This is a genomic window from Janthinobacterium sp. FW305-128, from assembly GCF_020858135.1.
Taxonomy (GTDB): Bacteria; Pseudomonadota; Gammaproteobacteria; order Burkholderiales; family Burkholderiaceae_D; genus Janthinobacterium.
Window position 1 is genome coordinate 85,779 of record NZ_JACYMK010000009.1, and the last position, 24,555, is coordinate 110,333.

A 24,555-nucleotide genomic window follows, 5' to 3' on the forward strand; every position below is an offset into this window, starting at 1 on the left:
GGCTTTCTAAGGTTACGCAAAACATGCAAACGGGGCGCCGGGCGGTGAATCACCGCGCTGCGCCCCATTATTATGCCTATGACTGGCCAGTTAGGTAAGCGCCAATGCTGCCGCGCTCACCCGTCAACATCAATAAACGATGTCAGCGCGGCGGTTTTCAGCCCATGCTGCTTCGTTGCTGCCTTGTGCTTTAGGCTTTTCTTTGCCCAGCGACACGGCTTCCATTTGGCCTTCCGGCACGCCCAGGGCAGCCATCGACTTGCGCACGGCTTCAGCACGTTTCTGGCCCAGGGCCAGGTTGTACTCAGCGCCACCGCGTTCATCGGTGTTACCTTGGATCAGGATCTTGCGCGATGGGGTTTTCACCAGGTAAGCAGCGTGGTTTTGCACGACTGGGGTGTCCGCTTCGCGTACGACGTATTTGTCGAAGTCGAAGTAGATGCTGCGGTTAGCCAGCACGCCTTTTGGATCGTCCAGTGGATCGACCGATGCGGTCGTTACTGGCTGAACTTGACGGGTGTCAACTGGAGCTGCGACTTTTTCAGGAGCGCGCTCAACCACTGGGGTCTCTGCAACTTTGACTGGGGTGCTGCAGGCGGACAGCAGAGCTGCGGTAGCGGCGATGAAAGCCAAACTTTTAAAGTTACTCATTTTTATTCTCCGGGTCATGGTTAAAGGTGAAACTGTACAGCATTTACTTCATAAAAGGACCCCAGGTGGGCTCCTTGATATTGCCAGCTTGCGTAGTCAAACGCTGTTTGACGCGGCCATCCACCGATACCACTGCCAGCGACTTGCGTCGTCCGGATTCGGTCGCGTACATGATATATTTCCCGTTGGGCGAAAAGCTCGGTGATTCGTCGTTGGCGGTGTCCGACAGGCGCAGTTCCTGGCCACTAGCCAGGTCGAGCGCGTAGAGCTGGAAATTGCCGTCGCGACGGGAAATATAAGCGAGTGTCTTCCCGTCGGACGAAATCCGCGGGCTGATGTTGTAGGAGCCGCCAAACGTCACGCGCTTGGCTTCGCCACCGCTGGTCGACATGCGGTAGATTTGTGGTCCGCCGCTGCGATCGCTGGTGAAGTAAATACTTTGGCCATCGGCCGAGAATTGGGGTTCCGTATCGATGCCGCTGCTGGTGCTGACGCGGCGCAAGCCGCTGCCGTCGGCATTGACGGTGTAGACCTGGGTATGGCCGTCGCGCGACAGGGCCACGGCCAGGCGCGAGCCGTCCGGGCTCCAGCTCGGCGCGGAATTGCTGCCTTTTTCATTCGACACGATGGTGCGCTGGCGCGTCACCAGGTTTTGCACGTAGACGATGGGCTTTTTCTTTTCAAACGACACGTATGCGACCTTGGTGCCGTCCGGCGACCATGATGGCGAAATGATCGGCTCGTTCGAGCGCAGGGCGACCTGGATGCCTTCGCCATCGGCGTCGGCGATTTCCAGGCGGTATTCGCGGCCCGATTGCGTGACGTAGGCGATACGGGTGGCGAACGCGCCCTTGACGCCCGTCAGCTTTTCATAGATGTCGTCGGCGATCTTGTGCGCCAGCAGGCGGTTGAACTGCGGCGCGGCCGCATTGTTCATGCTGGAAATCTGCGCGCCCTTGATGGTGTCGAACAGTTTGTAGCGCACGTCCAGGCGGCCATCGGCCATGCTTTGCACGCTGCCGGCCGCCAGCGCGTCGGCGCCGCGCGATTTCCACTGCTCGTAGCTGACGGGCGCCGTTTCCGCCACGGGCGCATCGGCGTCGATCAGCTTGAACACGCCGCTGCGCGCCAGGTCGGCCTTGATAATGCCCGACAGCGATTGCGGCGCCGCCGATTCATTGACGAAGCTGGCCACAGCCACCGGGATCTGGTTGCTGCCGATCCCCGTAATCTCCACGCGCAGCTGCGCCTGGGCGCTTGACGCTCCCAGCATCAGGCTGGCGCAGAGCACGACATAGCTCATTTTTTTCATGGTCATCATTTAGGCAAATCCTTCATCTCGAATATGAGTTCAATCTCGCGTTCCACGGTGCCGTCTTTTTTCTTCGGCAGTGGCGACGATTTATTAATGGCGTTTTCCACCGAGCTGTCATACGCCGGCAGGCCGCTGCTTTTAATCTTTCGGACCGAAATAATTTCCCCAGTTGGCAGTTGCTCGATCTTGAACACGGCGCGCGGGTTGCCCGGCACCTCCGTGCTACCGCTGTACGCGATATTGCTCTTGATCTTGCTCGTCAGGGCAGCGACATAGCCGCTGTCCTTGCGTGGCGCGGTCGCTTTCGCGGCCGTGCCCGTCGTGCCGTTGCCTGCCTGCGCCATCAGGCGCTTCATATCATCGGCACGCAATTTGTCTGCCGCCGCTTTTTCCGCAGCTGCTTTTTTTGCCTTGGCGGCTTTTTCCGCCGCCGCTTTTTTCTCGGACAGTTCTTTCTCGGCTTTTTCTTCCGCCGCTTTTTCTTTCTCTTTGGCCAGCTTGGCTTTCTCCAGCTTGTCGGCCTTTTCTTTTTCCAGCTTTTCAGCCTTGTCTTTTTCTTTCTGCTTCTGTTTTTCCAGTTCGCGCTTTTCTTCCTCGCGTTCCTTCTGTTCCTGCTTGCGGCGTTCTTGCTCTGCCGCTTTCTCTTTTTCTTCCTTCAGCTTGGCCTTCTTGCGTTCCAGGGCGATCTCCGCCTCGCGCAGGTCGACCTTCGGCTCGGGCGCGGCCACGGGCGGTGGCGGCGGCGGCGCCGGCTGTTCCACTTGCGGTTCCGGCGGCGGGGCGGGTGTCGGCTCCGGTTCCGTCGCCACTTCGGGCGGCGGCGCGGCCGTCTGCACTTTCATGTCCCACACTTCCGCTTCGACGGCGACAGGTTCCGTATTTTGCCAGTGTACGCCCACCCACAGGAAAAACAGCAGGCCAAGGTGCATCGCCAGCGCCAGGCCCAGCGAGGGCCAGCGGCTGCGTTCGCGCGGCACGCTGTAGGGCTTGCCGAGTACATGGTCGATTTGTTTGTTCTGCAAAGTCTAGTCTATCTAAAAACGGTCAAGTCTGGAAACAGGATGCTGCGCTTACTTGGTGGCCAGGCCGACACGGGTAATGCCCATCTTTTTCGCTTCCGAAATGAGCTGGATCACATCGTCGTACTTGCTTTCCTTGTCGCCCGCGATCATCACGGGATAGTCGGGATTGCTTTCATGTAAACCGCGCAGCTTGCGCAGCAGGGCGTCGCGGTTCGGTTCCGTTTCCGGCGACAGCTGTTCCTTGCCGATGACGCCGATCGACAGCGAACCATTCGGTTTCAGCACGATCTGAATATAGTCATCGGGCGGTTTCGCCGACTTTTCCGCGTTGGGCAGGTTCACCACGCTGGGATTGTTCGACGACGGCATCACCATGAAAATGATCAGCAGCACCAGCATCACGTCGATATACGGCACGACGTTGATCTCGGACTTGAACTTGCGGCCGCGGCCGCCGCGCATGCCGCCGCTATTGAATGAGGAACCCATGGACGCTGCTCCCTCTTAGCGCGACTGGCGCTGCAAGATGTTGGAGAATTCCTCGACGAAGCTCTCGAAGCGGATCGCCAGGCGGTCGATGTCATGCGAAAAACGGTTGTAGGCGACGACGGCGGGAATGGCCGCGAACAGGCCGATGGCGGTGGCGATCAGCGCTTCGGCAATGCCGGGCGCGACGGCGGCCAGGGTTGCTTGCTGCACGTTGGCCAGGCCGCGGAAGGCGTTCATGATGCCCCAGACGGTACCGAGCAGGCCGATGTACGGCGAGACGGAGCCGACGGAAGCGAGGAAGGCCAGGTGCGATTCGAGCACGTCCATTTCACGCTGGAAAGCGGCGCGCATGGCGCGGCGTGCGCCGTCGAGCACGGCGCCCACGTCCAGCGCTTCGCGCGAACCGTAGGAAGCCTTGCCCTTGATGAATTCGCCCATGCCGGCGTCGAAGATGCGGGCCAGCGCGCCGCTCTGGTCGCGGTTGCCGCTGGCGTTCTGGTGCAGCGCATGCAGGTTGCCGCCAGCCCAGAAGCTGCGTTCGAATTCGATGGTTTGCTTGCGCGCCTGGCGCACGGCAAACATCTTGCGGAAAATGTAGGTCCAGCTGGTCAGGGAAATCAGCAGCAGCAGGGCCATGATCAGTTGCACGATCAGGTGGGCATTGGTGATGAGCGCGAGGAAAGAAAGATCTTGTGTAACGTTCATTGGCAGGCAGTCTGTTGGGTGAATTATCCGGGGGTGGCGGTAGGGCTCAGGTGGCGCGCATGCGGGCCGCGACTGCATCAGGCACGGCGCGCGGGCGCATGCTTGAGTCGACGCAGCCGATCTTGACGCGGGCCGTGTTGAGCAGGCGGTCGCCGCACCAGGCTTGTTGCAGGAAAACGATGGAGGCGCGCCCCATTTTTTCTATGCTTAAGGTTAATCTTACCGTGTCATCGAGCCTGGCTGGCGCATGATAGTCGGCGTTGACGCTTTTGACAACGAACATCGCGTCGTGCTGTTCCAGCAGTTCCTGCTGGCCCACGTCGATGGCGCGCAGCCATTCCGTGCGTGCGCGCTCGAAGAATTTGAGGTAGTTAGCGTAATAGACGATGCCGCCGGCGTCGGTGTCTTCATAGTAGACACGTACGTTCCAGGTAAAGACTGAAGGCATGTTTATTGCGCCAGTAGTGAGATTGAGCAACATTTTACGCGATTTTTCTTCTTGTGACTGTGGGCGCTTGCTGGAAAGCCATGCAAAAGCTGCATATAAGTTGCACCGCAGCATTGTAAATCCGGGGCGGGCAATGGCAAGCTTCGTAACATACGCTTACATGCCATGGCCAGGTTTAAGTCCAGCTTAAGCGCCGCGGCCTTGTCCTGGCTGCGGCGGCGCGCGGCGATTATAGCTGCACGGTTGCATTCCTTGCTCAATTTGGGCACTTAACTTACAATTTGACTTCCATTACGTCTCACGTGACTGGCGAAAAGTCGGGCGATCTCCCTGAGTGGCGATCGGCAAACCGGCGAAAGGTGGGCACCCACCGGGAAACGTGAGATTTTTCATCAGCCGTTCGCCTGGGTAGCCACTATGGAAAAGCACGAAGAGGCTGCCCGTCCAATGTTGTTATTCACTTAACGCCGGCTCCCCTCATTCGATCCAACCTGCCAGTACAAGCACCCTCATACTTGGAGTTTTTACATGTTTGCAAAAGATCACACCCTCGCCAACGTCGATCCTGAATTGTTCGCCGTCATTCAAAAAGAAAACACGCGCCAGCACGATCACATCGAACTGATCGCCTCGGAGAACTACACGTCGCCAGCCGTAATGGAAGCGCAAGGCTCGCAGCTGACGAACAAGTACGCCGAAGGCTACCCGGGCAAGCGCTACTACGGCGGCTGCGAATACGTCGACGTGGCCGAGCAACTGGCCATCGACCGCGTCAAGAAACTGTTCGGCGCCGAATGCGCGAACGTGCAGCCGAATTCCGGCTCGCAGGCGAACCAGGGCGTGTTCTTCGCCATGTTGAAACCAGGCGACCTGATCATGGGCATGTCGCTGGCCGAAGGCGGTCACCTGACCCACGGCATGCCGCTGAACATGTCCGGCAAATGGTTTGACGTCGTGTCGTATGGCTTGACGGCGGAAGAAGACATCGACTACGAGGCGATGGAACGCCTGGCCCGCGAACGCAAGCCAAAACTGATCATCGCCGGCGCGTCCGCTTTCTCGAAAAAAATCGACTTCGAACGCTTCGGCAAGATCGCCAAGGAAGTGGGCGCCTACTTCATGGTGGACATGGCCCACTACGCGGGCCTGATCGCCGCCGGCCTGTACCCGAATCCGGTGCCGTTCGCCGACTTCGTCACCTCGACCACGCACAAATCGCTGCGCGGTCCGCGCGGCGGCATCATCCTGATGAAGGCCGAGCACGAAAAAGCCATCAACTCGGCCATCTTCCCTGGTATCCAGGGCGGTCCGCTGATGCACGTGATCGCCGGCAAGGCCGTCGCCTTCAAGGAAGCGCTGAGCCCTGAATTCGTCGAATACCAGAAGCAAGTGATCAAGAACGCCGACGTGCTGGCGAAAACCCTGATCAAGCGCGGCCTGCGCATCGTGTCCGGCGGCACCGAATCGCACGTCATGCTGGTTGACCTGCGCGCCAAGAACCTGACGGGCAAGGAAGCCGAAGCCATCCTCGGTTCCGCGCACATCACCTGCAACAAGAACGGCATCCCGAACGACCCGCAAAAACCCTTCGTCACCTCGGGCATCCGCCTGGGCAGCCCGGCGATGACGACGCGTGGTTTCAAGGAAGCGCAAGCGGAAGAAGTGGGCAACCTGATCGCCGACGTGCTGGACAATCCGCATGACGCCGCCACCATCGAGCGCGTCAAAGCGGCCGTGAAAGTGCTGGCCGACGCGCACCCTGTGTACGCAGCATAATTATTTGTCCAGAATGTGTCATACGGAGTAAGATTCCGTATGACACATTCCTTCGTGCCCAAGGGCGCCCGGAGTGATTCGGGCGCCCTTTGTACAAGGGCGGCGATTTCCCGTAATTATTACTATAAAGTTGTAACCAGCCCATGAAATGTCCATTTTGCCAGCACGGCGACACCCAGGTTCTCGATACGCGCGTATCGGAGGAAGGGGATGCCATTCGGCGCCGCCGCCGCTGCGGCAAATGCGACAAGCGGTTTACCACGTACGAGCGCATTGAACTTATCATGCCGGCCGTCGTCAAAAAGAATGGCAGCCGGACGGAGTTCGCTGCGGATAAGTTGCGCGGCAGTTTGATGCTGGCCTTGCGCAAGCGTCCCGTCGCGGCCGCCTCGGTGGATACGGCCATCGCGTCCATCCAGGAAAAACTGCTGACCAGCGGCTTGCGCGAAGTCGATTCCGGCTATATCGGCGAACTCGTCATGCAGGAACTCAAGCGCCTCGACAAGATCGCCTACATCCGCTTCGCTTCCGTCTACAAGAATTTCGAAGACCTGGCCGAGTTCCAGGATGCGATCGCCGAAGTGGGGCAGGCGCGCAAGCCCTGACGCCTGCTCGAAGCCTCTTGTTCGACGACGGGGCTGCTCATGTGCCCCGTTTTGCGCCCCGTGTTCACCACGCCAGCGCTCGCCTGGCAAGCGGCCTGATCAATAACTACGCCGTTCTTCTCCCCTTATCGCTGCGCTGTTTGCGCTTGCGCAGATCCCGTTTTTTGCGCGCGTCTATCGTGTAGCTGGGCCGCCTGTTCTTGCGACTCTTTCTGCGGAAGGGAGCAAGGCATGCACATGAGCGGTCGCACTATGTTTCCAGCGGGTGGCAGCAGCCTCGTCGAGGTGCTCGTGTCGCTGCTGCTGTTGGCGCTGGGCCTGCTCGGTGCCAGCATTTTGCAACTGCACTCCCTGCGCGCGCGCCATGAGTCGGCGCTGTTGTCGGCGGGCGCGCAGCTGGCGGCCGGCATGGCCGAGCGCATGCGCGCAAACGGCGTGCTCATGAATGGACCCGATGCGGGCAATCCCTACCTGAACGTGGCCTACGCGGCGGCGGACGACGCCGAAGCAGGCGGCACTGCGCCGGACTGCTTTGGCGCTAGCGCCTGCAGCGCGGCCGAACTGGCGCAATTCGACATCGCTGAATGGAAGCAATCGTTGCATGCGGCCTTGCCCGGCGCGCGCCTGCATATCTGCCGCGATGCCTCTGTTTGGGATGCCGCCGCGCAAGGCTTGCACTGGGCGTGCAGCGGCGGCAAGGGCGCGCCCATCGTCATCAAGCTGGGCTGGCGCGGCCGCTTGCCCGATGGCTCGCCCGCCGTGAATGCGGCAGGCGAGTCGCTGCCCAGGCTGGTATTCCAGCTGGGCGGAGGCGGCGCATGAACGGCGTGCATGCCGCGTGGCGCTGGCGGCGCGGCATGAGCCTCGTCGAATTGCTGGTGGCGCTGTCGCTGGGCGCGCTGCTGATGCTGGCCGCCAGTGGCGTGCTGGTGGCGGCTAGCGGCAGCTATGGCGACCAGTCCGCCAGCGCGCGGCTGGACGACAATGGCCGCTATGTGCTCGACACCATCGCCCGCGCCGTGCGCCAGACGGCGTACGTGAACTGGGATAGCAGCGCCGCGCCCGTCGCCCATGCCGATGACGACAGCGCCAATGTCGCCGGGCTCGACGCGCGCAGCCTGGGCAAGAACAGCGAAGGCATCAGCGGCGCGCTGCCCGGCGCCCTGCATGGCAGCGACGTGCTGGCCCTGCGCTATTACGGGGCCGGCAAGGAAGAGGGCGGCGACGGGTCCGTGCTCAATTGCGCCGGCTTTGGCGTGGGCGCCGCGCAAACGGAGGCGCAGCGCGGCTGGAGCATTTTTTATGTGGCGCACGGCGCCGATGGCGAAGGCGAACTGCGCTGCAAATACCGTGGCGCGAACGGCTGGGGCGCGGATGCCGTCATTCGTGGCGTCGACGGTTTCCAGGTGCTGTATGGCCTCGACACGGATACGCCGCCCGACGGCGTGGCGAACCGCTATGTCAACGCCAGTGCGCTCGACGCCTACGATGCGGCGCTGGTGCTGCAGGGCGCGGATGCGGCCGCGCGCCAGCGCGATTTGCGGCGCCGCACGCACTGGAAGCGCGTGGCCAGCGTGCGCGTGGCCTTGCTGCTGCATGGCGAGGCGGACCAGGCGGACAAGATGGCGGAGCTGGGGCCGGCGCAGTTCGACCTGTTCGGCAAGGCATATGCGGAGGCGCACGGCGCCGGCGACACGGGCGTGCGCGTCGCGCGCGCGTCCTTGCCCGCCGCGACGCGCTCCCGGCTGCGGCAACTGCTGCAGACGAGCATCATGCTGCGCAACGGGCCGGCCTAGGCGGGCGGCACGATGGCTGGCGCGGGCGTCCGCTGGTGCGAGCCTCGTTGCTTGCCTTGTCGCTCACCTCGTGCGCGCCACGGTGGCGCCACCCTCGCGTATGTGCTGTGCCTGCTGGTGATCATCTTACTGCTGGGCATATCGGCGGCGCAGATAGCCTTGCAGGGCGAAAAGGCGGCGCGCGGCGAACGCGACCGGCAGATCGCGTTTCAGACGGCGGAGGAAGCATTGATGGATGCGCAGAACGATATCGAAGGCTTGCCCGGCGCGCCGGGACGCAGCAGCCTCTTCGCACCAGGCAGTGCGGCCGGGTTCGCGGACGGCTGCGGCGAAGGAGGCGCACTGGGCCTGTGCCTGCCCGCAGCCCCGGAGGCGCCGGCGCTCTGGCTGAGCATGGACCTCGACGGTCCTGAAGGCAGCAGTCACACCGTGCCGTATGGTCAGTTTACGGGCGCCGTCATGCACACGGGGCAGGGTTTCCTGCCGTCGCGCCGGCCCCGTTACCTGATCGAATTGCTGGCGTTTCACCCGCCCGGCGCGCAGGCGGCGGCAGTGGCCGGCGGCCTGGCCACGGAAAGTTATGTGTACCGCATCACGGCCATCGGTTTTGGCGCGCAGGAAAGCACGCAAGTCGTGTTGCAAAGTTATTACCGCAAGCAGGCGGCGGGAGCGGGACCATGAGGGCTTGGTCGTTTGCTTTGCCATCGGCTTGGTGGTCTGCATGGCTGCTGCTGATCAGCCTGGTTTGCCTGGCTTGCGGCGCCGCTGTTGCGGCCGCACCTCCCGTGGCGCTGGCGCGGGCCGACGCTGGCTTGCACGGCGCCAGAGTGCCGCCGAACCTGCTGCTCAATCTGTCGCTCACGCATGCGGCGGCCGCCGCCGCGCATGGCGGCGAGTATGCGCCGCAGCGCGAGTACCTGGGGTACTTCCATGCGCGCATGTGCTACAGCTATCCGTACCGCAGCAAGGACGGCGTCATGCTGCCGGACTTGCGCGTAGCGACCGCTTACTTCTCCGTACTGAAACCGGCGGATGCGCTGCACGGCTGCGGCGGCGATAGTTTTAGCGGCAACTTTCTGAACTGGGCCAGCGCCAGCATGCTCGACATCGTCCGCTATGCCCTGACGGGCGGCGACCGCGTCATCGACGAAGTGCGCAAGACGGTGCTGCAGCGCGCCTACCTGCCCGATGCCGACGGTCCCGTCGATTTCTATGCCCACCCCGTCTTTTTCCCGCGCAAGGTCTTGCACACCGGCGTGGCGGCGGCGACGCCGTTTGCGCTGGCGCAACTGGCCATCGTTTCCTGCCGTAATCGCCTGCTGTTCGGCGACGCCAGCGTGCCTCCGGGCGGCAGTTGCGACGCGCCCGGCATCGCCGCCACGCACGGCGTGTTCCTCGCGCGCGTGCGCGTTTGCGATGCCGATGAGGGGCCGCTGCGCGACGACCTGTGCCTCGCGTACGGCAAGAACTACAAACCGGTGGGCGCCGTGCAGCGCCTTGGCGGCAGGGTACGCGTGGGCGTGTTTGGCCATTTGAACGGCGTCTCTGCCAGTGCCGGCCCCGTGTATGGCGGCGTGCTGCGCGCGCCGCTGGCCCACGTGGGCAGGCAACGCTGGACGGCGCCCGACTTTTTGCCGCAAGACAATACCGGCGCTGAGTGGAATCCCGTCAATGGCGTGTTTGCCGTCCAAGGCGCTGACCAGGGCGCAGGCCCTGGCGGCGGGGTGACCGCTTACATCAACGGCCTGGGCCGCAGCAATGCCGGGCATCCCGGCGCGTACGCGAGGGCCGCGCCGCTGGCTGAATTGCTGTACGAATCGCTGCGCTACCTGCAGGGGCGGCAAGCGAGCGCCGCCGTGCCGCCCGCCACGGCTCCGCCTGCCATCGACGACGGCTTGCCGGTCGTGACCCCATGGAGCGACCCGCAAACGGCCAATTGCCAGCGCCACGTCGTCGTCAGCCTCGGCGATGCGGGCATGGCGGGGGACCGCTACGTGCCCGGCAACGTCCCTGTTGTGCCTGCCTCGGCCGGTGACCGCGCACGCGCCGCCGATGGCTTTGCGCCGCCGCCGTTCGATGCGATGGCCTGGACGCATGCGGTGGGCAGCCTGGAAAGCGGCGGCGCGCAGGGCAATCCCGCGCCACGGCCCGACCTGGCGGGACTGGAATTGCTGGCCGACGGCGCGGGCGGCGCCAGCTACCATGCGGCAGGGCTGGCCTACTGGTCGCATGTGCAGGCGCTGCGTCCTGGCGGCAAGAACGACGGCCTTGCCAAGGTCGAGCACTACGCGGGCGACTTGCGCCAGGGCGACCCGGCCGGCGAATCTGCCGCCACTCCCGCTGCTACTCCTTTGCTGCTGGCGGCCAAGTATGGCGGTTTTCTTGATGCGAACGGCGACGCCAACCCATTCAAGAGCGCAACGGGCAGCGCGTTCGATGAATGGAGCCTGGACGGCCGCTGGCCCACCCATTACTTGCCCGGCAGCGATCCGGCCGCCCTGATCGCGGGACTGCGCGCGGCCTTTGTCTCCGCCGACAAGGGCACGCTGGCGGCGACGCTGCCGGGGCCGGCCCTGATGGCGCTGGCCAGCGGTACGGAAGAGGCTTACTGGTTTCACACGCGGATGCGCCTGGCCGATGGCGGCATGATCTTGTCGCGCAGCGCGTTTGCCGTGGGCGCCGATGGCGCACTGCTTCCCGGCAAGCCATTGTGGACTGCTGGCGGACAGTCCAAGACCATGCCGGATGGACCATCCACGTCCTTGCGTCCCGTCTACACGCTTGACGCCAAGGGCGCCCTGATGCCGCTGGCCTGGAAGGCGCTCGATGCAGCACAGCGCGGCGCATTCGACGGCGGCGATGGCAGAGGCGAGGCGCGTCTGGCATATTTGCTGGGCCAGCGTACGCACGAGGTGGGCCAGCCCGGCGGCTTCCTGCGGCGCAGGTCCGGCAGCCTGGGCGCGGCGCCGCACGGCAACCTGCTGTACGTGGGCGCGCCGGGTCTGGGCATGCCGGGGGCCGGCTATGGCGTGCATCGCCAGGCGCTGCTGCAGCGGCGGAAAATGCTGTACCTGGGCGCCAACGATGGCTTGCTGCATGCGTTCGATGCGCGCACGGGCAGCGAATTGTTTGCCTATCTGCCGCAGGCGCTGCTGCGCGCGGCGCCAGCCGCTGCGAGCACTCACTACAGCGCCGGCCCGCTGCTCGATGGCGCGGCGGCCACGGCGGAAGTGCTGGCGCTGGGACATTGGAAGACGGTGCTGGTGTCGGGCATGGGCGGCGGGGCGCAAGGCGTGTTTGCGCTCGACATCACCGACCCGATGCGTTTTGCGCAAGACGGTGCGTTGTGGGAATTCACGGACCGCGACGACAGGCTCATGGGCAATGTGCGCGCGCCGCCCGCCTTTGCCCGCGTCAATATGGGCGGCAAGGAGGGCGCGCCGGCCTACCGTGATTTTGCCATCGTCGCCAGCGGCTACAACAACCATGTGAATGACGGCAAGGACACGACGGCGCCCGCATCGGCCGCCGCCATCTTCCTGCTGGCCCTGGACAAGGCGCCTGGCACGCCATGGGTGATAGGAAGTAATTACTTCCGGTTCAAGGTGCCTGTGGCCGACGCCAACGGTGGTGGCGATGGCGGCCATGACGCTGATGCGGTCATTGGCGCCATGTCCCACGCGCTGGGCCCGCCCGCCGTGGTGCCGGGCGGCGACGGCGCGCTCGCGTATATCTATGCAGGCGATTTGCAGGGCAATATCTGGCGCCTCGACATGGCCGGCGGGCCGCCGTGGAAGGAGGGCCAGGGGCGCAAGCTCGTGTTTGTCGCGCGCGATGCACAGGGCCGGCGCCAGCCCGTGACGCAGCAGCTGAGCGTGGCGTATGCGCCCGGTGGCGGCTATCTGCTGCTGTTCGGCACGGGCAAGCTGGTCGAAGCGGGCGATACCTGGCCATCCGCCTTTCTGTCGCAGTCGTTTTATGCCGTGCACGACGATGTGCGGGAAACATCCCCTACGCGCAGCCGGGCCGACCTGGAACAGCGCAGTCTGGGCGAGACGACGGGCGGCGTGCGCGTCGACGGCGCCGAACTGCGCTACACGGGTAGCGACGCCATGCGCGGCTGGTATCTCGACTTTCTCGATACCGCGCAGACGGGCGAGCGCAGCATCAGCATTCCCGTACTGGCCGCCGGCAAGGTGCTGTTCAATACCGTCCTGCCGGGGCGCGACGCTTGCGCCAAGCCGGTCACGCGCCTGTACGTGCTCGACGTGCTCAGCGGCTTTGCCGCCGATGGCGCCGGTGTGGTGCAGGCGGGCGAGCAGACGGGACGCTTGTTCGACGGCCTGGCGCGCGCGCCGCCGCTGGCGCTGGAATTGCACAGCACGGTGGGCGCCGTGACGGCGGCAGGGCGGGCCGAGGGGCGCAAGGAGCTGGCCGTGCTGCAGCCGGGCTTGCCCGGCGCGGCCAGCGTGGCGGGACTCAAGGTCGTCAGCGCGCCGCTGCCCGCACGGCGCCTCAGCTGGCGCGAAGTGGCGAACTGGCGCGAATTGCACGAGGCGGCCAAGAAGAAATAAGAGAGGGGCATGGCTGGCGTGTCGCAAGTGACCGGCGTGCAGACCGGCGCCGCGCATCGGCTGGCGGTTTTTGAGAAGAAGGGAGGTCAGATGGAAATGCTGGCAAGCCGGAACTGGGCCGCTGCAAACGGTCGCGCCCCTGCCGCCATCCCGGGCTTCAGCCTGATCGAACTGCTGGCCGCGCTGGCGATCATGAGCCTGCTGCTGGCGCTGGCCGTGCCCGCTTATCACGGCCATGTCGTGCGCGCCAAGCGGGTGCAGGGGCAGGCGGCCCTGCTGCGGCTGATGCAGCAGCAGGAGCGCTATTACTCGCAAAACAATCATTATCTGGCGTTTTCCTCGGCCTCGCCGGCGCCGCAGGCGCAAGCGTTTCCATGGTGGTCGGGCGAAGGGGGCGCGGCCGGCAGTGCGTATGAAATCGAGGCGCTGGCCTGTCCCGGCCTGGCGATCGGGCAATGCGTGCTGTTGCGCGCCACGCCGGGCACGTCCAAGGTTGATGCGCAGTTCCAGGATGCCGATTGCGGCGTGCTGTCCTTGAGCAGCACGGGCCAGCGCGGCAGCAGCGGCCCCGCCAGCCATTGCTGGCGCTAAGTAACCCCCAATAAATTATTGTGATTTCTGACTTCCATAACCGGCCCTCTGCGGCGTTGTCCGCTGCTAGCAGTGCTCGCACTGCGTCGCAGCGGGCGCCTTGCATAGCATCCGGTTCTGTTCGTCATAAATTCACAATAATTTCCTGAGGATTACTTAGGCCATGGCCACGCGCAAGCGGCCACCGCGGACCGGGCGTACCTTTGGGCGGGCCTTCGGGCACACCATGCTCGAATTGCTGGCCGTGCTGACGATTGCCGCGCTGCTGGCGGCCGCCGCCATGCCCAGCTTGCAGCAGGTGCTGGCGCGCCAGCAGGTGCGCGCGGCGGCCATGGACTTGTTCTCGGCCATCGAATTGACGCGGGCGCAGGCGATGGCGCGCGGACAGCGCGTGCTGTTGATGCCGGCCGGGCCTGGCGGCACGGATTGGCGCACGGGCTGGCTGGTGTTTATCGACCGTAATGCCAACCTGGCGTTTGACGACGGCGACGAATTGCTGTTCCGCCAGGGGCCGCTGCCACCGGGCATCACGGCCCAGTTTGCGTTTTCGTCTGCCACGGCGCCGTTTTATATCGCCTACAATGGCGCAGGACGCAGTTGCAGCGCGACCAATAGCCTGGCGGCGCGCTGGGGGACCTTGTCCCTGGCTTTGGGAAAGCAGGTGCGCCATATTAAAATCAATATGCTGGGCAGGGTGCGCGTGTGCGACCCGCAGCAGCAGGCGGCCAACTGCAGCGGCGTGGCTGACAGTTCGTAACCCGACTTATCTATTACTCACTCTCAAAGAAGCCCGTGGAAATACTCAACGATATTGATGGCATGCGCCTGGCGCTGGAATGGGCGGCGCGCGGTTTATACACGACCTCGCCCAATCCCCGCATCGGCTGCGTGATTGTCCGGGATGGCCAGGTGATCGGTGCCGGCGTGACGCAGGCGGCCGGGCAGGATCATGCCGAAGTGCAAGCGCTGGCCAATGCGGCGGCGCGCGGCAACGACGTGCGCGGTGCCACGGCCTATGTCACGCTGGAGCCGTGCAACCACCATGGCCGCACGCCGCCGTGCTCCGATGCGCTCGTGCGCGCGGGACTGGGGCGCGTCGTGGCCGCCATGACGGACCCAAACCCGCTGGTGGCGGGGCAGGGGCTGGCCAAGCTCGAAGCGGCCGGCATCGCCGTCACGACGGGCGTGCTGGCGGACGAGGCATATGAAATGAATATCGGCTTCTTTTCGCGCATGCAGCGCGGCAAGCCTTGGGTGCGCATGAAAACGGCGGCCAGCCTGGATGGCATGACGGCCTTGCACAACGGGCAAAGCCAGTGGATCACGGGGCCGCAGGCGCGCGCCGACGGCCATGCGTGGCGTGCGCGCGCCTGCGCCATCCTGACGGGTATCGGCACCGTCAAGGCGGACGACCCGCAATTGAACGTGCGCGCCGTCGAGACGCCGCGCCAGCCGCGCCGCATCGTCGTCGACAGCCGGCTCGACATCAGCCTCGACGCGCGCATCTTGCAGGGCGGCGGCACGTGGATCGTGGCGGCCGTGGCCAACCCGGAAAAGGAAGCGCAGCTGCGCGCCCTGGGCGCGGAAGTCATCATGTTGCCGAACGCGGCCGGCAAGGTCGACCTGGCCGCGCTGATGCTGGAACTGGGGCGCCGGCAAATCAATGAAGTCCACGTCGAGGCCGGCTCCAAGCTGAACGGCTCGCTGATCCGCGAAGGCTGCGTCGACGAGTTGCTGGTCTACCTGGCGCCCACCTTGCTGGGCGACGCGCAAGGGATGTTTGCCTTGCCCGCATTGACGGATATTAAACAGCAGCGCACCTTGCAATTTCACCAGGTTCAGCAAGTGGGCGAAGATTTGCGTATCCTTGCAAGATTCGCCCAGCGCAATAATTAATACTCACATTTTATAGGGTTAGTTCATGTTTACAGGAATTGTTGCCGCCATCGGCAAGATTGAAACCGTGCAAGCACTCGAAGGCGGCCTCGACGCAGGCGTGCGCCTGACCATCCACGCGGGCGGCTTGCCGCTGGCCGATGTGGCCCTCGGCGATTCGATCGCCATCAATGGCGCCTGCATGACGGTGGTGGAAAAGTCGGACACGGGTTTTGCCGTCGATGTCTCGCGCGAAAGCCTCAATTGCACCGTGGGCCTCGATACGACGACGGAAGTGAACCTGGAAAAAGCCCTGACCCTGGCCGAGCGCCTGGGCGGCCACCTGGTGTCCGGCCACGTCGATGGCCTGGGCATCGTGCGCAAGTTCGAAGCCGTGGGCGAATCGTGGGAACTGGTGATCGAAGCGCCGCACGAACTGGCGAAATACCTGGCTTTCAAAGGTTCCGTCGTCGTCAATGGCGTGTCGCTGACCGTCAACAGAGTGGAAGACCTGGGCGCGGGCGCCGTCAACGGCTGCCGTTTCTCGATCAATTTGATTCCCCACACCATCGCCATGACGACCCTGAAACACTTGACGGTCGATGGCAAGGTCAACCTGGAAATCGACCTGATCGCCCGCTATGTCGAGCGCATGTTGTCGCTGGACAAGGCTGCCGCCTGATACAAGAACACCGCAACACATTCTCGCCTTGCCAAGCGTGTGTTGCTTTTCTTTCAGACGCGCATACTATGAAGCTTTCCGCAGTGGAGGCTAGCCATGGACCCGATTTCGCGCGCAACCGTGCCCAACACCATTCCGGCCACGTCCCGCGTGGATCAGACGGCGCCGCTGGCGCCCGCGCTGCCCGTGCCGCCGTCCAGCGCGGCGGCGGCCCTTGCCGCTTTGTCATCGACCCAGGTCGACATCTCTCCGCTGGGCCAGTTCCTGTCCGGCGTGGCCTTGTCGCGCCGGCAACTGCTGGCCTTGCAGGGCGCCACGGACGAGGCCAGGGCGGCCAATACCCCCGTGAATGTCAATGACGACTTGCTGGCGCTGGCGCGGCAGTTGACGGAATCGTTCGCCCAGCTGCAAACGAGCGGCATCGACGCGAGCCAGCTGGCGACGGCCGGCGACACCCCGGGCAGCCTGGCGCAGCGTTACGATTTGCTGTCGGGCGACGGTACGACGGATGCGGCGGCCGCACTGGCGCAGGACGGCAGCCTGCTCACCCAAGCGCAACTGGCCCGCATCGGCATCGACTTGCGCAATGAAGATGTCGATCCAATCACTTTGCAGGCCGCGTATGCGGCCGACAGCAACGCCACCCTGGATGCCCTGCAACAGGGAACGGACGTGCTGGCGCAGGTGGGTGCCGTGCTGGCCCAGCAGCAGGGCGTGCCGCTGGCTGCCGCTGTCGAGGCGGATTTGACGGGCGACGCACTGCCGGCCAGCGCCGCGCAGGACTCGCAGGCCGCGCAGCCGCAAGCCATCGACGAGGCGCCGCCGCAAACGGCCGCGATTGCACAGCGACAGCTGGAATTGCAGCAGCAACTGGAAGCGCAAGAGCTGAACGTGGATTTGCAGGAATTGCGGCCCCCGTCGACGGCGCAACAAGCCGACAATACCGCGGACTTGCTGCAGGTGCAGCGCACGGACAGCCAGCGCGTGGATGCCCAGCGTGTTGACGACGAACGCCTCGACAGCGAACGTATTAATACCAGTCAGCAGACACAGCAGCAGGAAACCGCGCGGTTGGACGAGCTGCGCCAGGGGCAAGTACAGCAGCAGGGCTTGCAGCAGCAGGCGCAAGCGGCGGCGGACGATGCGGCGCGGGCGCAGCTGGCCGCCAGCGATGCGCAAATGGCGGCCCAGGCGGCCAGCGACCGGGCGCGATTGCTGGCGCGCGCCGCTCAGGGACAAGCCGATGCGGGCCTGGCGACGGCGCAAGCCCAGCTGGCCCAGCAAAATGCGCATGCGCAAGAGATGGCGGCGCAAGCGGCGGGCCAGGCCGTGCCGCCACCGTCATCGCAAGACCCGTCCGTGGCGGCCGCCATCGCCGCGTATAACCTGAACAATGCGGCCCTGAATCCCGGCTTGATGAACCGGCCATTGCCGGCCAGCGACTCGCGCCTGCCGCTGGTGGCGCCGGTGGCCCCCGTGGAACCCGTCAAGCCCGTGACGAAAATCTAGGGCAGCAGGGTGGCGTCGAGGGTGATGTTGGCTTTAAGCAGCTTCGACACGGGACAGCCGGCCTTGGCCTTGCCCGTCAATTCCTCGAATTTCGCCTGGTCGGCGCCGGGAATTTTCGCTTTCAGGATCAGGTGGACGGCCGTGATGGCAAAGCCGTCGTCCACCTTGTCTAGGGTCACTTCGGCCGTCGTTTCCATCTTTTCCGCCGTCAGGCCCGCTTCGCCGAGGATCAGCGACAGGGCCATGGTGAAGCAGCCCGCGTGGGCGGCGCCGATCAGTTCTTCGGGATTCGTGCCGGGCTTGCCCTCGAAGCGGCTGGCAAAGCCGTAGGGATATTCCTGCAAGGCGCCGCTGCGCGTGCTGATGGCGCCCTTGCCGTCCTTGATGCCGCCTGACCAGATGGCCGATCCGTTGGTTTTCATATTGCCGCTCCTGTGTGGGGTGTCGCTGCGAATGGTGTCAGCGCCGTGGCGGTGACTGGCTGATCTTATGCTCTTTGCAAGGCCGGCGGCGCGCGCCTTGCCGCCGCCATGTGCGCTGGATCGCGGAATCGGCGCTTTGCGGGGCAGGCTGCGGCACCCATGCCGCAAACCTGTCTTATTTCAGGTCTGCAAGCGCTAAATCCTTTAAAATAGCGGGTTATAAGAAAATTCCCGGAAATCCGAGGAATATTCGCACGCGATGTTTCAGTTTTTAGTCTCACTAAGAGGATCAATGATGTCTATATCGAGCACCGAAGAGATCGTCGCTGAATTGCGCGCCGGCCGCATGGTGATACTGGTCGATGAAGAAGACCGGGAAAATGAGGGCGATCTGGTGCTTGCCGCCGATTTCGTGACGCCTGAAGCCATCAATTTCATGATCACGCATGCGCGTGGCCTGGTCTGCCTGACCCTGACGGAAGAGCGTTGCGACGAGCTGAACCTGTCGATGATGACGTCGCGCAACGGCACCGCGTATGGCACCAACTTCACCGTGTCGATCGAAGCGGCCGAAGGCGTGACGACGGGCATTTCCGCTGCCGACCGCGCCAAGACCATCCAGGTAGCCGTGGCCAAGGGCACGCAGCCCAGCGATATCGTTCAGCCTGGCCATATCTTCCCCCTGAAAGCGCAAAAAGGCGGCGTGCTGATGCGCGCAGGCCATACGGAAGCCGGTTGCGACCTGACGGCCATGGCCGGCCTGACGCCCGCGTCCGTGATTTGCGAAATCATGAAGGACGACGGCACCATGGCGCGCCTGCCGGACTTGCTGGTGTTTGCCGAGCAGCATGGCCTGAAGATCGGCACGATTGCCGACCTGATCCATTACCGCAGCCAGACGGAGTCCCTGGTCGAGCGCGTTGCGGAGCGCACCCTGCACACGGCGCATGGCGAATTCCGTTTGATCGCCTTCCGCGACAAGCCCAGCGCCTCGGCCCACCTGGCCCTCGTGCATGGCGACCTGGCGCCCGGCCTGGAAGCGCTGGTGCGCGTGCACCAGCCCGTTTCCCTGCTGGACGTGCTGGAAAGCGAAGCGACTACCCACTCGTGGACGGTGGCTGCCTCGATGGCCGCCATCAAGCAGTCCGAGCGGGGCGTGATGGTCTTGCTGAACTGCGGCGAGACCTCGAGCGAGCTGTTTGCCCAGTTCGCCGCGCTCGATACGCCGCAAGCCAAGCCGAAAGGCCGCGCCGCCAGCATGGACTTGCGCAGCTACGGTATCGGCGCGCAAATCCTGCGCGACCTGGGCGTGAGCAAGATGCAATTGCTGGCCAGCCCCCGCAAGATGCCGTCGATGGTCGGTTTCGACCTGGAAGTCACGGGTTTTCAGTGCCATCCTGGCCAGACGTCGATGTGAGAGTAAACGATGGCGGCATGTGCATGCCGCCCTGAACCACCAGATTAAAGAGGCATATGATGACCGTAGGAACCTATGAAACCAATTTTGCCGGCGAAGGTTTGCGCGTCGGTATCGTCCAGGCACGATTCAATGAAATCGTCGGCGGTGGCTTGCTGTCGGCATGCCTGGAAGAGTTGAGCAAGCTGGGCGTGGCCGATGAAGATATCCTGCACGTGACCGTGCCGGGCGCCCTGGAAATCCCGCTGATTCTGCAAAAAATGGCAGAAACCGAGCAATTCGACGCCCTGATCGCATTGGGCGCCGTGATTCGCGGTGAAACCTACCACTTCGAGCTGGTATCGAACGAATCGGGCGCGGGCATCACGCGCGTCGGTCTCGATTACGGCATCCCCATCGCCAACGCAGTGTTGACGACGGAAAACGACGAGCAGGCGGAAGTGCGCATGCTGGTCAAAGGGGCTGAAGCGGCACGCGTGGCAGTGGAAATGGCTAATTTAGCGCAAGCGCTAGAAGAGTTGCAAGAATCCGAGGAGGACTAGCCGTGTAGTGAACGTCCGATAAAACGCCCATAGCTGCGTTGCAAGCCCTCGCCGTACATTCGTACTGTCTTCGGGCTCGCGCCTTGCTCTGAGCATTTTCTCGAACGTTCTGACACGCGGTTGGCTGCGGCGCGTTGAAAAGCGCGCCGTGCTGTCTCGCCGGAATTTGTAGTGAACACGTACTTAAGAACAGGTAACAATCATGACTGAGAAAAATTTGCTCGCCAACCCCAGCAAGAACCGCACGCCGCGTCACCGCGCGCGCGAGTTCGCGCTGCAGGGCTTGTACCAGTGGCTGCTGAACAATGAAGACGCGACCACCGTCGTGAACAATATTCGCGCGGCCCACGGCTTCGACAAGGCCGATGGCGATCATTTCACGGTGCTGCTGTACGGCGCCATCAAGGATTCGCTGGCGCTGCGCGACAGCATGGCACCCTTGATCGACCGCAATATCGCGGAACTGTCGCCCATCGAACACGGCATCCTGCTGATCGGCGCGTTCGAGCTGAAGAACAACATGGAAATTCCGTACCGCGTCGTCATCAACGAAGCGGTCGAGCTGGCCAAGTCGTTTGGCGGCATCGACGGCCACAAGTATGTGAACGGCGTGCTGGATAAATTGGCAGTGAAATTCCGCGAGGAAGAAGTCAACGCCAACAAGCGCAAGTAATAGCGTAGGAGATCCTGCGGCTGATGCCGCAGGGCAATAAAAAAGCCACCGGCACTTGCGTGCGGTGGCTTTTTCATTGGATGCTGCTTTTCGGATGCCCCTGTGAGGGCTTTTAAAGGGTCACAGGCCGGCGATCTCGTTGTGCGGTGCAATCTTGATGGTAATGTTGCCGCTTTCCGCTGCAGGCGCCTTGGCTGGCGCCGGCGTGTTCGATGCCATCACCGGTGTCGTGGTCGGCACGCGCTGGCCGGCCGATACTTGTTTCAGGCGGCGGTATTCGGCCAGCACGCGCGAGCCGTAGCCCGAGTCGGTGGCGAAGTTGGCGGCGCCCACATAGGTTTTCAAACCCGCTTCGACGGAACCGCCACGCGTGACGTAGTCTTTCAGGATCAGGGAGCCGACGCGGATGTTGGCGACGGGATTCAGGGCTGCCTGCACGCCGCCCATTTCCTGGAAGCGCTCATGGTGCACTTTCGACATGACTTGCATCAAGCCTTGCGCGCCGACGGGGCTTTCCGCAAACGGGTTCAAGCCCGATTCGATGGCCATCACGGCCAGGATCAGCAGCGGGTCCAGCTTGATTTCGCGGGCCGTCAGGTATGCCGTCGAGACGAGCATATTGGTCGCATCGTTGGCCACGCGGTAGCGCTTGGAGAGCCAGTTGGTGACCCATTGCTGCTGCTTTTGCGTGCCCAGCAAGGCTTTTTCTTCCTTGGTCAAAGGTGCTTCGCTGGCGGCGGCCGTTTGCACGGATGCCGGCGCTTCCATCAGGGCCGACAGGGCCGGCGCTTCAACGGCTTGCGCCTCTGCCATCGGCAGCGGGAACAGGCTGTGCGTCAGTTGCTTGCCCAGGTCTGGGCGGAACATCAGCAGGGCGATCAGTGCCAGGGCGGAAATGCCGAAGACTGTCAGTGTGTGTTGCGCGGTGGTCAAAACACCACGTGCCGAAATGGCTTGTGCGCGGGCGCGCAAACGCGCCAACGCTGGCTGGCCAGCCACGGTTGAAGCAGGCAATGCTGCTTCAGTGCTACGATGAGTCATAGAGTTCCCCGAAATGTCGCGTCAACAGGCGGTCCCTCCGCGGTGTCGCGGTGTTGTGGGTACTGCCAATGCCGTGCATCAGAAATATCATCGTTTCCGCCGCGTATGGATGCGTGCGAGAAACGCCGTCATTGCTTGCTTGAGCTGATCGGTCCCATGCTGGTATTGGATCAGTCGCAATACAACTTTTACCGGGGGTAAGGCAGACGCCTTTTGAAAACACTCCTTAAAATGTCATGTGGAGCCCCGACTCCGTGAATGAAAGAGAAACGCTAAAATCAAGCTCTGGGCCGGCGTGCTCTTTCAAGTTGGGCGAATTGTAGAAGCCGTTTTATATCAAGTCAATACTAACGAATCGTTTCTTTATTACTTTTATGTCTTACTTTTTGACTTGCATTGTGCCAAAAGCCAATAAAATCAATTACTTGGCATAGATCCTTCAGCAACGGCGTCCGACGTCAAAAAAAATTAAAAACACATGAAATATTCAGATTTACGAGATTTTATTTCTCAACTGCAACAAATGGGTGAACTTAAGCCCATTTCGACCCCCATTTCACCGATTTTAGAGATGACGGAAGTGTGCGACCGCACCCTGCGCGCGGGCGGACCGGCCTTGCTGTTCAACAATCCGACGGGATACGACATGCCGGTGCTGGGCAATCTGTTCGGCACCACGCGCCGCGTGGCGCTGGGCATGGGCGCGGAAGACGTCAGCGAATTGCGCAAGATCGGCCATGTGCTGGCGCGCCTGAAGGAACCGGAGCCGCCGAAGGATTTCAAGGATCTGCTGGGCCTGGGTTCCTTGGTGAAATCCGTGTGGGACATGTCGCCGAAAGAGTTGCGCGGCGCCAAATGCCAGGAAATCGTCTGGGAGGGCAATGACGTCGACCTGGCGCGCCTGCCGATCCAGCATTGCTGGCCCGGCGACGTCGCTCCCCTGATCACCTGGGGCCTGGTGATCACCAAGGGGCCGAACAAGAAACGGCAAAACCTGGGCATCTACCGCCAGCAAGTGCTGGGACGCAACAAGGTCATCATGCGCTGGCTGGCGCACCGGGGCGGGGCGCTGGACTTCCGCGAGCATGCGATCCAGAGCAAGGGCAAGCCGTATCCGATCGCCGTCGCCCTCGGTGCCGATCCCGCTACTATATTAGGGGCCGTCACGCCGGTGCCGGACAGCCTGTCCGAATACCAGTTCGCCGGCTTGCTGCGCGGCAGCCGCACGGAGCTGGTGAAAGCCATCGGCAGCGAGCTGCGCGTGCCCGCCTCGGCCGAAATCGTGCTCGAAGGCCATATCTACCCGGACGAAAACCATCCGAGCGGCTACGAGCACGCGCTGGAAGGGCCGTATGGCGACCATACGGGCTACTATAATGAGCAGGACAGTTTCCCCGTGTTTACCATCGACCGCATCACCATGCGCCGCGACCCGATCTACCACTCCACGTATACAGGCAAACCGCCGGACGAGCCGGCCGTGCTGGGCCTGGCCCTGAACGAAGTGTTCGTGCCCCTGCTGCAAAAGCAGTTCAGCGAAATCACCGATTTCTATCTGCCGCCCGAAGGCTGCAGCTACCGCATGGCCGTGGTGCAGATCAAGAAACAGTACGCGGGCCACGCCAAGCGCGTGATGTTTGGTGTATGGAGCTTTTTGCGCCAGTTCATGTATACCAAGTTCATCGTCGTCGTCGACGAAGACGTGAATATCCGCGACTGGAAAGAAGTCATCTGGGCCATCACCACGCGGGTCGACCCCATTCGCGACACCACCCTGGTCGACAATACGCCCATCGATTACCTGGACTTCGCCTCGCCCGTCAGTGGCCTGGGCAGCAAAATGGGTATCGATGCGACAAATAAATGGCCGGGCGAAACGACGCGCGAGTGGGGTACGACGATCGCCATGACGCCGGAAGTGAAGGCCAAGGTGGATGGGATATGGCAAGAGCTGGGTTTGTAGGTATTGGGTAGGTCGGGGTAGGTCGGGTTAGCGCTGGCGCGTAACCCGACGTTGCGGCTCGGCAGTGCCGGCCGCGTACTTAGCAGTGTCGGCTTACGGCCTGCGGCCTAAGCCGACCTACGCCGACCTACGCCGACCTGCGCCGACGCACACAGCATTGAGACGGCAATTTCCCAATCTTGCGCAGACCGGTTATAATTGTCCCCGGCGGGCCCCTGCGCATCGTGGCATGGCTAACCTGGTCAGGTCGGGAACGAAGCAGCCACGGCTATTAACCATGAGTGCCGCAGATCAGGCTCGCCTCCTTCGGGAATGTTTTATCAGGATCAACAATCAAGCTGCCATGGGCAGCTTTTTTGCTTTTGCGGCGCCATTTTCTTGCTGGGTCGCGACATTGCCGGGCTTGCCGTGTTTTCCATATTTCCAGCTGGCCATGTTATACAATTGCTGCTTTGCCGC

23 protein-coding genes, 1 other RNA gene and 1 riboswitch are annotated in these 24,555 nt (G+C 63.0%); of the genes, 16 read left to right on the forward strand and 8 right to left on the reverse strand.

The window, feature by feature from the left end:
- Nucleotides 1-129 precede the first annotated feature (129 nt).
- The 6 genes from pal to ybgC are packed head-to-tail and all read right to left on the reverse strand — an operon-like array spanning nucleotide 130 to nucleotide 4,630.
- Nucleotides 130-651: a peptidoglycan-associated lipoprotein Pal gene (pal, locus tag IGS60_RS19090; protein ID WP_034759187.1), complete on the reverse strand. Its 522-nt coding sequence runs from the start codon at nucleotides 649-651 to the stop codon at nucleotides 130-132.
- Between the two features lie 43 nt (nucleotides 652-694).
- A complete protein-coding gene (tolB, locus tag IGS60_RS19095; RefSeq protein ID WP_083287380.1) occupies nucleotides 695-1,972 on the reverse strand; it encodes a Tol-Pal system beta propeller repeat protein TolB in 1,278 nt (425 codons plus the stop codon).
- Nucleotides 1,969-2,988, reverse strand: a complete 1,020-nt coding sequence (gene tolA / locus IGS60_RS19100; protein WP_083287381.1) for a cell envelope integrity protein TolA — start codon at nucleotides 2,986-2,988, stop codon at nucleotides 1,969-1,971. Before tolA ends, tolB begins: the two co-directional genes overlap by 4 nt.
- 48 nt (nucleotides 2,989-3,036) lie before the next feature.
- Nucleotides 3,037-3,477, reverse strand: a complete 441-nt coding sequence (locus IGS60_RS19105) for an ExbD/TolR family protein (RefSeq protein WP_223278896.1) — start codon at nucleotides 3,475-3,477, stop codon at nucleotides 3,037-3,039.
- Nucleotides 3,478-3,492: 15 nt separating this feature from the next.
- Nucleotides 3,493-4,182, reverse strand: coding sequence for a protein TolQ (gene tolQ, locus IGS60_RS19110; protein ID WP_046682323.1), 690 nt, complete (start codon nucleotides 4,180-4,182; stop codon nucleotides 3,493-3,495).
- A 46-nt stretch (nucleotides 4,183-4,228) separates the two neighbouring features.
- Nucleotides 4,229-4,630: a tol-pal system-associated acyl-CoA thioesterase gene (ybgC, locus tag IGS60_RS19115; RefSeq protein ID WP_070219560.1), complete on the reverse strand. Its 402-nt coding sequence runs from the start codon at nucleotides 4,628-4,630 to the stop codon at nucleotides 4,229-4,231.
- Nucleotides 4,631-4,922: 292 nt separating this feature from the next.
- A riboswitch (ZMP/ZTP riboswitch) is annotated at nucleotides 4,923-5,047 on the forward strand.
- Nucleotides 5,048-5,158: 111 nt separating this feature from the next.
- On the opposite strand from ybgC, the gene glyA reads away from it, so the two are divergent.
- The 11 genes from glyA (at nucleotide 5,159) to IGS60_RS19170 (ending at nucleotide 18,038) form a co-directional block, all read left to right on the forward strand.
- Nucleotides 5,159-6,406, forward strand: a complete 1,248-nt coding sequence (gene glyA / locus IGS60_RS19120; RefSeq protein ID WP_099409960.1) for a serine hydroxymethyltransferase — start codon at nucleotides 5,159-5,161, stop codon at nucleotides 6,404-6,406.
- A gap of 143 nt (nucleotides 6,407-6,549) precedes the next feature.
- Nucleotides 6,550-7,011, forward strand: coding sequence for a transcriptional regulator NrdR (gene nrdR / locus IGS60_RS19125; protein WP_034759169.1), 462 nt, complete (start codon nucleotides 6,550-6,552; stop codon nucleotides 7,009-7,011).
- A 237-nt stretch (nucleotides 7,012-7,248) separates the two neighbouring features.
- The gene (pilV, locus tag IGS60_RS19130; protein ID WP_227742134.1) at nucleotides 7,249-7,833 is read left to right on the forward strand and encodes a type IV pilus modification protein PilV; all 585 of its coding nucleotides are present in this window, start codon (nucleotides 7,249-7,251) and stop codon (nucleotides 7,831-7,833) included.
- Nucleotides 7,830-8,807 (forward strand): PilW family protein, encoded by a 978-nt coding sequence (locus IGS60_RS19135; protein ID WP_230505855.1) that lies wholly within the window; start codon nucleotides 7,830-7,832, stop codon nucleotides 8,805-8,807. The genes pilV and IGS60_RS19135 overlap by 4 nt, the downstream gene beginning before the upstream one ends.
- 51 nt (nucleotides 8,808-8,858) lie before the next feature.
- Nucleotides 8,859-9,488, forward strand: coding sequence for a PilX N-terminal domain-containing pilus assembly protein (locus tag IGS60_RS19140; protein ID WP_230505856.1), 630 nt, complete (start codon nucleotides 8,859-8,861; stop codon nucleotides 9,486-9,488).
- Entirely contained in the window at nucleotides 9,485-13,381 is a 3,897-nt protein-coding gene (locus tag IGS60_RS19145; protein WP_230505857.1) for a PilC/PilY family type IV pilus protein, read from the forward strand. Before IGS60_RS19140 ends, IGS60_RS19145 begins: the two co-directional genes overlap by 4 nt.
- Before the next feature lie 90 nt (nucleotides 13,382-13,471).
- Nucleotides 13,472-13,972 carry a type IV pilin protein gene (locus tag IGS60_RS19150; RefSeq protein ID WP_306798502.1) on the forward strand — a complete coding sequence of 167 codons (501 nt, stop codon included), beginning with the start codon at nucleotides 13,472-13,474 and terminating at the stop codon, nucleotides 13,970-13,972.
- A 226-nt stretch (nucleotides 13,973-14,198) separates the two neighbouring features.
- Entirely contained in the window at nucleotides 14,199-14,729 is a 531-nt protein-coding gene (locus IGS60_RS19155; protein ID WP_230505858.1) for a GspH/FimT family pseudopilin, read from the forward strand.
- Between the two features lie 35 nt (nucleotides 14,730-14,764).
- Entirely contained in the window at nucleotides 14,765-15,868 is a 1,104-nt protein-coding gene (ribD, locus tag IGS60_RS19160) for a bifunctional diaminohydroxyphosphoribosylaminopyrimidine deaminase/5-amino-6-(5-phosphoribosylamino)uracil reductase RibD (RefSeq protein WP_230505859.1), read from the forward strand.
- A 25-nt stretch (nucleotides 15,869-15,893) separates the two neighbouring features.
- Entirely contained in the window at nucleotides 15,894-16,529 is a 636-nt protein-coding gene (locus IGS60_RS19165) for a riboflavin synthase (protein ID WP_070219574.1), read from the forward strand.
- A 96-nt stretch (nucleotides 16,530-16,625) separates the two neighbouring features.
- Nucleotides 16,626-18,038 (forward strand): hypothetical protein, encoded by a 1,413-nt coding sequence (locus IGS60_RS19170; RefSeq protein WP_230505860.1) that lies wholly within the window; start codon nucleotides 16,626-16,628, stop codon nucleotides 18,036-18,038.
- Here the strand turns inward: IGS60_RS19170 and IGS60_RS19175 are convergent.
- Nucleotides 18,035-18,460, reverse strand: a complete 426-nt coding sequence (locus IGS60_RS19175) for an OsmC family protein (protein WP_034759136.1) — start codon at nucleotides 18,458-18,460, stop codon at nucleotides 18,035-18,037. The genes IGS60_RS19170 and IGS60_RS19175 overlap by 4 nt on opposite strands.
- Before the next feature lie 295 nt (nucleotides 18,461-18,755).
- On the opposite strand from IGS60_RS19175, the gene ribBA reads away from it, so the two are divergent.
- The 3 genes from ribBA to nusB all read left to right on the forward strand — a co-directional run bounded on the left by ribBA (nucleotide 18,756) and on the right by nusB (nucleotide 21,092).
- The gene (ribBA, locus tag IGS60_RS19180; protein WP_070219577.1) at nucleotides 18,756-19,877 is read left to right on the forward strand and encodes a bifunctional 3,4-dihydroxy-2-butanone-4-phosphate synthase/GTP cyclohydrolase II; all 1,122 of its coding nucleotides are present in this window, start codon (nucleotides 18,756-18,758) and stop codon (nucleotides 19,875-19,877) included.
- A 59-nt stretch (nucleotides 19,878-19,936) separates the two neighbouring features.
- The gene (gene ribH, locus IGS60_RS19185; protein WP_070219579.1) at nucleotides 19,937-20,419 is read left to right on the forward strand and encodes a 6,7-dimethyl-8-ribityllumazine synthase; all 483 of its coding nucleotides are present in this window, start codon (nucleotides 19,937-19,939) and stop codon (nucleotides 20,417-20,419) included.
- Nucleotides 20,420-20,621: 202 nt separating this feature from the next.
- The gene (gene nusB / locus IGS60_RS19190; protein ID WP_070219581.1) at nucleotides 20,622-21,092 is read left to right on the forward strand and encodes a transcription antitermination factor NusB; all 471 of its coding nucleotides are present in this window, start codon (nucleotides 20,622-20,624) and stop codon (nucleotides 21,090-21,092) included.
- A 120-nt stretch (nucleotides 21,093-21,212) separates the two neighbouring features.
- On the opposite strand, the gene IGS60_RS19195 is transcribed toward nusB, so the two are convergent.
- A complete protein-coding gene (locus IGS60_RS19195; RefSeq protein ID WP_070219583.1) occupies nucleotides 21,213-22,025 on the reverse strand; it encodes a lytic transglycosylase domain-containing protein in 813 nt (270 codons plus the stop codon).
- A gap of 586 nt (nucleotides 22,026-22,611) precedes the next feature.
- Here IGS60_RS19195 and ubiD point away from each other — a divergent pair.
- The gene (ubiD, locus tag IGS60_RS19200; RefSeq protein ID WP_071650179.1) at nucleotides 22,612-24,096 is read left to right on the forward strand and encodes a 4-hydroxy-3-polyprenylbenzoate decarboxylase; all 1,485 of its coding nucleotides are present in this window, start codon (nucleotides 22,612-22,614) and stop codon (nucleotides 24,094-24,096) included.
- A 206-nt stretch (nucleotides 24,097-24,302) separates the two neighbouring features.
- Nucleotides 24,303-24,401: signal recognition particle sRNA small type (gene ffs / locus IGS60_RS19205), an RNA gene on the forward strand.
- Nucleotides 24,402-24,555: the final 154 nt, after the last annotated feature.

What these genes read in the sequence shown, in the direction of transcription:
- pal (WP_034759187.1), bottom strand. Translation starts at nt 651, where the DNA reads ATGAGTAACTTTAAAAGTTTGGCTTTCATCGCCGCTACCGCAGCTCTG.
- tolB (WP_083287380.1), bottom strand. Translation starts at nt 1,972, where the DNA reads ATGATGACCATGAAAAAAATGAGCTATGTCGTGCTCTGCGCCAGCCTG.
- IGS60_RS19105 (WP_223278896.1), bottom strand. Translation starts at nt 3,477, where the DNA reads ATGGGTTCCTCATTCAATAGCGGCGGCATGCGCGGCGGCCGCGGCCGC.
- tolQ (WP_046682323.1), bottom strand. Translation starts at nt 4,182, where the DNA reads ATGAACGTTACACAAGATCTTTCTTTCCTCGCGCTCATCACCAATGCC.
- ybgC (WP_070219560.1), bottom strand. Translation starts at nt 4,630, where the DNA reads ATGCCTTCAGTCTTTACCTGGAACGTACGTGTCTACTATGAAGACACC.
- glyA (WP_099409960.1), top strand. Translation starts at nt 5,159, where the DNA reads ATGTTTGCAAAAGATCACACCCTCGCCAACGTCGATCCTGAATTGTTC.
- nrdR (WP_034759169.1), top strand. Translation starts at nt 6,550, where the DNA reads ATGAAATGTCCATTTTGCCAGCACGGCGACACCCAGGTTCTCGATACG.
- pilV (WP_227742134.1), top strand. Translation starts at nt 7,249, where the DNA reads ATGAGCGGTCGCACTATGTTTCCAGCGGGTGGCAGCAGCCTCGTCGAG.
- IGS60_RS19135 (WP_230505855.1), top strand. Translation starts at nt 7,830, where the DNA reads ATGAACGGCGTGCATGCCGCGTGGCGCTGGCGGCGCGGCATGAGCCTC.
- IGS60_RS19145 (WP_230505857.1), top strand. Translation starts at nt 9,485, where the DNA reads ATGAGGGCTTGGTCGTTTGCTTTGCCATCGGCTTGGTGGTCTGCATGG.
- IGS60_RS19150 (WP_306798502.1), top strand. Translation starts at nt 13,472, where the DNA reads ATGGAAATGCTGGCAAGCCGGAACTGGGCCGCTGCAAACGGTCGCGCC.
- IGS60_RS19155 (WP_230505858.1), top strand. Translation starts at nt 14,199, where the DNA reads ATGCTCGAATTGCTGGCCGTGCTGACGATTGCCGCGCTGCTGGCGGCC.
- IGS60_RS19165 (WP_070219574.1), top strand. Translation starts at nt 15,894, where the DNA reads ATGTTTACAGGAATTGTTGCCGCCATCGGCAAGATTGAAACCGTGCAA.
- IGS60_RS19170 (WP_230505860.1), top strand. Translation starts at nt 16,626, where the DNA reads ATGGACCCGATTTCGCGCGCAACCGTGCCCAACACCATTCCGGCCACG.
- IGS60_RS19175 (WP_034759136.1), bottom strand. Translation starts at nt 18,460, where the DNA reads ATGAAAACCAACGGATCGGCCATCTGGTCAGGCGGCATCAAGGACGGC.
- ribBA (WP_070219577.1), top strand. Translation starts at nt 18,756, where the DNA reads ATGTCTATATCGAGCACCGAAGAGATCGTCGCTGAATTGCGCGCCGGC.
- ribH (WP_070219579.1), top strand. Translation starts at nt 19,937, where the DNA reads ATGACCGTAGGAACCTATGAAACCAATTTTGCCGGCGAAGGTTTGCGC.
- nusB (WP_070219581.1), top strand. Translation starts at nt 20,622, where the DNA reads ATGACTGAGAAAAATTTGCTCGCCAACCCCAGCAAGAACCGCACGCCG.
- ubiD (WP_071650179.1), top strand. Translation starts at nt 22,612, where the DNA reads ATGAAATATTCAGATTTACGAGATTTTATTTCTCAACTGCAACAAATG.